The sequence below is a fragment of the Dactylosporangium siamense genome (assembly GCF_016862795.1).
GTDB classification, from domain to species: domain Bacteria; phylum Actinomycetota; class Actinomycetes; order Mycobacteriales; family Micromonosporaceae; genus Dactylosporangium; species Dactylosporangium siamense.
Genome location: NZ_BONQ01000094.1, coordinates 60,266 through 67,280, shown reverse-complemented (window position 1 = coordinate 67,280; position 7,015 = coordinate 60,266). Strand labels below are relative to the sequence as shown.

The 7,015-nt window shown below is 71.3% G+C and carries 6 protein-coding genes; 2 read left to right on the top strand and 4 right to left on the bottom strand.

Annotation, left to right across the window (positions count from 1 at the left end):
• Positions 1–892, top strand: an 892-nt coding sequence (locus tag Dsi01nite_RS30755) for a hypothetical protein (RefSeq protein ID WP_203849803.1), incomplete at its 5' end; no start/stop codon positions are given.
• A gap of 17 nt (positions 893–909) precedes the next feature.
• On the opposite strand, the gene Dsi01nite_RS30750 is transcribed toward Dsi01nite_RS30755, so the two are convergent.
• Genes Dsi01nite_RS30750 through Dsi01nite_RS30735 form a run of 4 tightly spaced genes read right to left on the bottom strand, consistent with a single transcriptional unit; the run spans position 910 to position 6,659 of the window.
• The gene (locus tag Dsi01nite_RS30750) at positions 910–2,496 is read right to left on the bottom strand and encodes an FAD-dependent oxidoreductase (RefSeq protein WP_203849802.1); all 1,587 of its coding nucleotides are present in this window, start codon (positions 2,494–2,496) and stop codon (positions 910–912) included.
• Complete coding sequence (locus Dsi01nite_RS30745) at positions 2,493–3,734, bottom strand: MFS transporter (RefSeq protein WP_203849801.1); 1,242 nt, start codon at positions 3,732–3,734, stop codon at positions 2,493–2,495. Before Dsi01nite_RS30745 ends, Dsi01nite_RS30750 begins: the two co-directional genes overlap by 4 nt.
• On the bottom strand, positions 3,727–5,847 hold the full coding sequence (locus tag Dsi01nite_RS30740) for an MMPL family transporter (protein ID WP_203849800.1): 2,121 nt from the start codon (positions 5,845–5,847) through the stop codon (positions 3,727–3,729). Before Dsi01nite_RS30740 ends, Dsi01nite_RS30745 begins: the two co-directional genes overlap by 8 nt.
• A gap of 17 nt (positions 5,848–5,864) precedes the next feature.
• Positions 5,865–6,659, bottom strand: coding sequence for an alpha/beta fold hydrolase (locus tag Dsi01nite_RS30735; RefSeq protein WP_203849799.1), 795 nt, complete (start codon positions 6,657–6,659; stop codon positions 5,865–5,867).
• A gap of 143 nt (positions 6,660–6,802) precedes the next feature.
• Between Dsi01nite_RS30735 and Dsi01nite_RS30730 the strand changes: the two genes are divergently transcribed.
• Positions 6,803–7,015, top strand: coding sequence for a 2TM domain-containing protein (locus tag Dsi01nite_RS30730; RefSeq protein WP_239136294.1), 213 nt, complete (start codon positions 6,803–6,805; stop codon positions 7,013–7,015).

Below are 7,015 nucleotides of genomic sequence, written 5' to 3'. Positions count from 1 at the left end.
CGGAAGTGCACCGACGGGCTCGCGGTCGCCCACGCCCCCGCCCACGATGACCAGCTCGCCGATGCATGGCGGCGGCGTTGGCGTGCCCTCGCCCTACACGGTGGCCGGATACCCGGCCGCACACAACACCGGGTATCCGCACGGGCTGCCCGGCGACACCCGCCCCAAGGTGACACTCACGCCGTATTCCGGGCCGATGACGATCACGGTCGACGGCACCATCATCGACGGCAAGGACATCGCCGGTCACCTGGAGATCCGGGCCAGGAACGTGACGATCCGCAACAGCCGGATCCGCGTCGCCAACGTCCAGGCCGTCACCATCGTCGACGATGATGCCAGGCTCCGCATCGAGGACACCGAGATCGACGGTCAGGGGCAGGACGCGTCCCGCGGCGGCATTGCGCTCATCGGGCGGACCGGCTTCAGCCTGCTGCGGGTCAACGCCCACGGCTCCGGCGACATCCTGCGCATCGACGGCTGGGGTGAGGTCCAGGACTCCTGGCTGCACGACCCGAACGGGGTCGGTGGGGAGCAACACAACGACGTCATCCAGTCGACGAACGCGGTCCACATCCGCATCCTGCACAACCGTCTGGAGAATCAACACACGCAGACGTCGTGCATCCTGTTGAAGGCCGACCTCGGTTCGATCAGCGACGTCGTCGTGGACGGCAACCTGATGAACGGCGGCGGCTACTCGTTCTACTGGTACGACGCCAACTACAAGATCACCAACGGTAAGGTCACGAACAACACGTTCATGCGACAGTCCGGTGGGGGTTACTGGCCCAAGGGCGGCTACTACGGCACGCAGGCCCTCCAAGCCTCGACGCTGCCCCAATGGTCCAACAACACCTGGAATGACAGCGGTCAGCAGATCGGCATGTGACGCCGCCGGACCGGTGGTCAAGGAAGCCGGGCGGCGAGGGCGGCATGGACGGACGAGACCGCGCCCGCGCCGTCGCCGACGGCGGTGGCCACGCGCTTCGTCGAGCCCGAGCGGAGGTCGCCGACCGCGAAGACCCGGGAGGCGCTGGTCTGCAACGGCAGCCGGCCTCCGGTCAGGACGAACCCGTCACCGTCCAGGGCCAGCCCCGACAGCCAACCGGACACCGGATCGGCGCCGATGAAACAGAACACGGCGGTGCAGTCCAGCCGGATCCGTTGGCCGCCGCGCCGCACCGCGCCGATCGATGTCATCGTGCCGTCGCCATCCAGTGAGCAGATCGTGCTGCCGGTGTGGATCCGGATCCGGGGGTGCGCGCGGATCCGGTCCGTCAGGTAGGACGACATGCGCGCCTCGAGGTCGGCGCCGCGGATGATCAGTTCCACCGTGGCACCACGGGCGGCGAGGGACAGGGCCGCCTGCCCGGCGGAGTTGGCGCCGCCGATGACCGCCACCGGCTGATGGTCGTAGCCGCGGACGTCCAGGTCCGTCGCCGCGTACCGGATGCAGCCGGATCGCTCGAACGCCGCCCAGCCGGGAACGTCGGGGCGGCGGTAGTGCGCCCCGGTCGCGGCGATCACCGCGCGGGCCTGGATGCGTTGGCCGTCGTCCAACACGACGGCCGGGCGCCGGTCGTCGGCGAGGTCGAGGCCGGCCACGGCGCACGGTGCGTGGATGCGGACGCCGAACTTGAGCGCCTGGACCATCGCCAGGCGGGTCAGGTCCTCGCCGCTGATGCCGTGCGGGAAGCCCAGGTAGTTCTCGATGCGGGCGCTCCTGGCGGCCTGTCCACCGATTCCGCTGCGGTCCAGCAGCACGGTGGACAGGCCCTCGGACGCGCCGTAGACGGCGGCGGCCAGGCCGGCCGGGCCCGCGCCGACGACGACGAGGTCGACCGGGCGCCGGTCGGGCCGATACGTGAGGCCGAGCGCCTGCGCGACCGCGCCGGGCGTGGCGTTGCGCAGCGCCGACCCGTGCACCACCGCGGCCGGCAGGTCATCGGTGGTCAGTCCGGCCGACGCCATCGTCGAGCGTCCGGCGGGGGAGGACGGGTCAAGCCACGAGTGCGGCAGGAGCAGCTGGGTCGCGTACGTGCGCAGCTCGGCAGCCGGCCCGACGATGACCAGGGCACTGCCGGCCGTCGTGCGGAAGACCTCGCGCCGTTCCCGGAACGCGGCGAGCAGCAGGTCGGCGACGTCGTCCTGCTCGGCGAGGGCGCGGCGCAACGCCGTCGCCCCGACACGCACGACGGTGCCGGCGGTGACGACCCGGGCAGTCAGGTAGACGTGCTGGCCGGTCAGCAGGTTGAGTTCGCCGAGGAAGTCGCCGGGGCCACCCCGGTAGATCAGCCGCGCCGGCTCGACGGCGGTGGCGTCGCGGACGATGTCGACGGCCGCTGTCAGCAGCAGGAAGCAGTCGTATTTCTCGTCGCCGGAGGTGTACAGCTCCTGCCCGAGCTCGACGTGCTCCTCGGCTCCATACGTGGTGAGCCGGCGGAACTGCTCGTCGTTGAGCACCGGGCCGCGCGGCGCCGCCACGCCGGTCACGTGGCCGGGATCGGGACGGGCGCCGGCTGCATCCGGGCGACGGTCGTGACGTAGAGGAGCAGACCCGCGGCGGTCATGACGAAGCCGGCCCACACGGTGGACAGCGTGCCCCAGCCGGCGTCGAGGGTGACGGCGCCGCCGATCGCGCCGAGCGCGTTGGCCAGGTTGAGCGCGGCCAGGTTGAGCGCGCCCTTCAGGGTGGGTGCGCCCGGTGCGAGCCGGGTCAGCCGGACCTGGATGGTGGGGATCGCGGCCATCATGGCGGCGCCGACGCCGAACAGGCAGGGCAGCAGGATCGCCAGGTTCGCGCCGGCGACCCCGATCAGGGTGAGCAGCACCAGGGTGCCGCCGTATCCCCAGAGCAGGCCGCTGTGCTCGTGCCGGTCGGCGACGCGTCCGCCGATGTGGTTGCCGACGGCCATCCCGACGCCGAAGACCGCCAGGGCGATCGGGATGAACGAGGCGTCCCTCCGCGCCGCGTCGGTGACGAACGGGCCGATGAAGGTGTACACGGCGAAGATGCTGGAGATGCCGAGCGCCGCGACGGCGACCATCAGCCAGACGCTCCGCCGGCGCAGGGCGTCCAGCTCGTTGGCGATGGACCGGCCCCGCAGCGCCTCGGTGCGGGGCAGCCACGCGAGCAGTGCGGCGCCGGCGAGCAGGCCGATGGCGACGACGGTCCAGAACAGGGTGCGCCAGCCCGCGTGCTGGCCGATGAAGGTGCTCAGCGGTGACCCGACGACGGCGGCGACCGTGAGCCCGCTCATCACCGTCGCGAACGCGCGGCCGCCCTTGCCCGGACCGTAGACGTACGCGGCGACGACGGCACCGGCGCCGAAGAACGCGCCCTGGACGCTGCCGGCGACGAACCGGAAGACGACGAGCAGGGCGATGTCCGGCGCCAGCGCCGACAGCACGTTGCCGAGCAGGAACAGCACGATCAGGCCGAGCAGCAGGGTGCGCCGGTTGATCCGGGCGGCGAGCAGGACGATCGCCGGCGAGCCGAGCATCACCCCGACGGCGTACGCCGTGATCGCGTGGGTCGCGACCGGGATCGACACGTCGAGGTCGGCGGCGAAGAGCTGGATGATGCCGTTGCTGCCGAACTCGCCCGTGCCGATCGCGAAGGTGCCCAGCGCCAGCGCGAACAGCGCCAGCCGCGGGTTACGGATCGGTGTGGTGGCGGTGTGCCGCCGCTCCTCGTTGACGCACTGATCGTGGTACGCGCGGTCATGCACGGGAGTCTCCCGAGGTTTCCCGGAAGCCGTGCCGGTCGGAGAAGCGTTTCAGCGGCGCCGGCGCCCACCAGTTCAGGGTCCCGAGCAGCCGCATCGTCGCCGGCACGAGCAGCGCCCGCACGATGGTGGCGTCGACCAGCACCGCGATGAGCAGCGCCACTCCGATCAGCTTGATGAACGTGATCCCGGAGATGGAGAACAGCCCGATGACGACGAGGATGAGCAGGGCGGCGCTGGTGATGATCCGGCCGCTGCGCTGCAGCCCGACCGCCACCGCGTGGGTGTTGTCGCCGGTGCGGTCGTACTCCTCGCGGATCCGTGACATGAGGAAGACCTCGTAGTCCATCGACAGCCCGAAGACGACCGCGAGCACGAGGATCGGCTGGGTGGCCTCGAGCGTGCCGGTGGAGGTGAAGCGCAACAGTCCGGACAGGTGGCCGTCCTGGAAGATCAGCACCAGCGCGCCGAACGACGCGCCGAGCGACAGGACGTTCATCAGGATCGCCTTGACCGGCAGGATGAGGGATCCGAAGGCCAGGAACAGCAGCACGAACGTCGCACCGACGATGATCAGCGCCATCCACGGCAGCCGGTCGGCGACGGCGTCGAGCTGGTCGGCCAGCCGCGCGGTGAGGCCGCCGACGAGCACCTCGCCCCCGGGTGGCGGTGGGACGTCGCGGATGTGGCCGACCAGGTCGCGGGTCTGCGCCGAGATCGGGTCGCTGCGATACGTGACGGTCACCCGGAAGACGTCACCGGCGTGGCCGGTGATGTCGGCGCCGGTCACCCCGTCGACCGCGCGCACCGCCGCGACGTACCGATCGATGCCGGCCGGGTCCGGCGCGGTGACGATCGCCTCGATCGGAAGCTGGCTGTTCTGGACGAAGTCCCGGTCGACGGTCTCGGTGACCACGCGGCTCTCGGTGCCCGCCGGGAGCACCCGCGGGTCGATGCCGCCGAACTCGACGCGCAGGAACGGCGCACCGGCCAGCAGCAGCACGGCGAGGACCCCGACCGCGTAGAGCACCGGGCGGCGCATGATGCTGTGCGCGAGGCGGAACCAGAAGCCGTGCTCGGGAGACGGCCGCCGCCGGCGCACCGACAGCGCGTCGACCCGGTGGCCGAGCACGCCGAACAGCGCGGGCAGCACGGTCAGCGCCGCGACCATCGCCACCAGCACCGCGGACAGCCCGCCGAGTCCCATCGAGCGCAGGAACGGCATCGGGAAGATCAGCAGACCGGCGAGGGACACCGCGACGGTGACGCCGGAGATCGCCACGGTACGGCCGGCGGTGGCCATCGTGCGAGCCACCGCCTCCTCCACGCTGACGCCACGGGCGAGCTCCTCGCGGTACCGGCCGACCATGAACAGGCCGTAGTCGATCGCCAGGCCCAGCCCGAGGATCGTCACCACGTTGACGGAGAACACCGACACGTCGGTCAGGTAGCTCATGGCGCGCAGCGCGGTGAACGCGCCGAGGATGGCCAGCCCGCCGATCGCGAGGGGCAGGCTCGCCGCGGCCACGCTGCCGAAGACGAGCACCAGCAGGGCGAGCAGCACCGGGATGGAGATCGTCTCGGCCAGGGCGATGTCGGACGCGACCCGTTCGCGGATGTCGCGGCTGACCGCGGTGATGCCGCCGACCTGGGTCTGCAGGCCGGGAGCGGCCAGGTCGTCCTCGATCTCCTCCAGGGTCTGCCCGCGCTCGGTCTCGTCGGCGCCGGCCAGGGTCAGCACCGCGTAGGTCGCCCGCCGGTCGTGGCTGACCAGGCCGGGGCTGTGGTTCGTGGTCCAGTAGGTGACCGTCGCGGTCACCGTCCCGCCGGGCAGCCCGGCGAGGGTGTCGGTCACGGCCCGCTGGAACGCGGGGTCGTCGACCGTCATGGTCGGGCTCCGGTAGAGGACCACGACGTCGTTGCCGGTGCGTCCCAACGTCTCCTCGGCGCGGACGACGGCCCGGGAGCTCTCACCGGCGGGGTCCTCGAACCCCTCGGTGATCAGCGCGCCGAAGACCTGGGTGCCCCAGACGCCGCCGAAGGCCATGAAGGCCAGCGCCGCGCCGATGATCCACCACCGGCGGCGGACCATCGTCCGCCCCCACCGCTCGAACATCGCAGTCCTCCCCGTCGTCAGCGCGCGGCGCGCGTGATGAGTTCGGCGGTCGCGGTCGGCCGCGAGATCATCGCGACGTGCGAGGCGCTCACCTCGACGACGCGTGCCCCGGCCCGCTGCGCCATGAACCGTTGTGCCGCAACGGGAATCACCTGGTCGTCGCGGGCGGCGAGGTACCAGGAGGGGATCGCGTTCCAGGCCGGCGGGCCGGACGGCTCCCCGAACGCGCCCACGTGCAGCGGCCGCTGGCTCGCCCACATCCGGGCGGCCGTCGCCTTCGGCAGGTCGGCGGCGAACGCGTCGCGGAAGAGCTCCTGCTTGATGTAGGCGTCGGCGCCGGTGCTGTGTGGGCGGTAGTCCAGTGCCTCCGGGGTCACCTTGCTTCCCGGGAACCGGTACTGCAGGGCGGGAACCGTGTCGCCGGCGTCGGGAGCGAACGCCGCCACGTATACCAGCGCGGTGACGTTCGGGTTGCCGGTCGCGGCGTTCGTGATGACCATGCCGCCGTAGGAGTGCGCGACGAGCACCAGCGGGCCGCTGAGCGTGGCCAGGACGCTGGCCAGGTAGGCGCAGTCGGCGGCGACGCCACGCAGCGGGTTCGCCGGGGCGATGACCGGGTAGCCGTCGCTCATCAGCCGGCCGGCCACGTCGTTCCAGCCGGACGCGTCGGCGAACGCGCCGTGCACGAGCACCACGGTCGGTTTCGGTTTCCCGCCGGGCCGGGTGTGGGCCTGCGCGGCCGAGACCCCGGTCAGGGCGCCGGTGGCCGCCGCGGCGGAGCCTGCCAGCAGTGTTCTGCGAGTCGTCGTCATGTGATGGAAACCCTTTCCACAGGTGTTTGCCGTGAATTGCGGGTCAGCGTAGAAACGCGCACTTGACGGGCACTGAATGACGACGGAACGCCGATCCGTCAACGGTTCCGTCGCTGTCAAGTGCGCCGGCCTAGCGTGCGGGCATGACATCGATGAAGAGCGAAACCGCAAGACAATGGGGCCTGCGCATCCACGTGCTCAGCTACGTGGTGGCCAACGTGGTGCAGGTGATGGTGTGGTGGTTGTTCGACTCGAACCACCATTTCTGGCCCGTGTGGTCGATCGTGGCCTGGGGCATCGGGCTGGCATTCCACGCCTGGGGCGTCTCGCCGTCCCGGGCCGGCCACAGGCGCTGA

What these genes read in the sequence shown, in the direction of transcription:
- Dsi01nite_RS30735 (WP_203849799.1), bottom strand. Translation starts at nt 6,659, where the DNA reads ATGACGACGACTCGCAGAACACTGCTGGCAGGCTCCGCCGCGGCGGCC.
- Dsi01nite_RS30730 (WP_239136294.1), top strand. Translation starts at nt 6,803, where the DNA reads ATGACATCGATGAAGAGCGAAACCGCAAGACAATGGGGCCTGCGCATC.
- Dsi01nite_RS30740 (WP_203849800.1), bottom strand. Translation starts at nt 5,847, where the DNA reads ATGTTCGAGCGGTGGGGGCGGACGATGGTCCGCCGCCGGTGGTGGATC.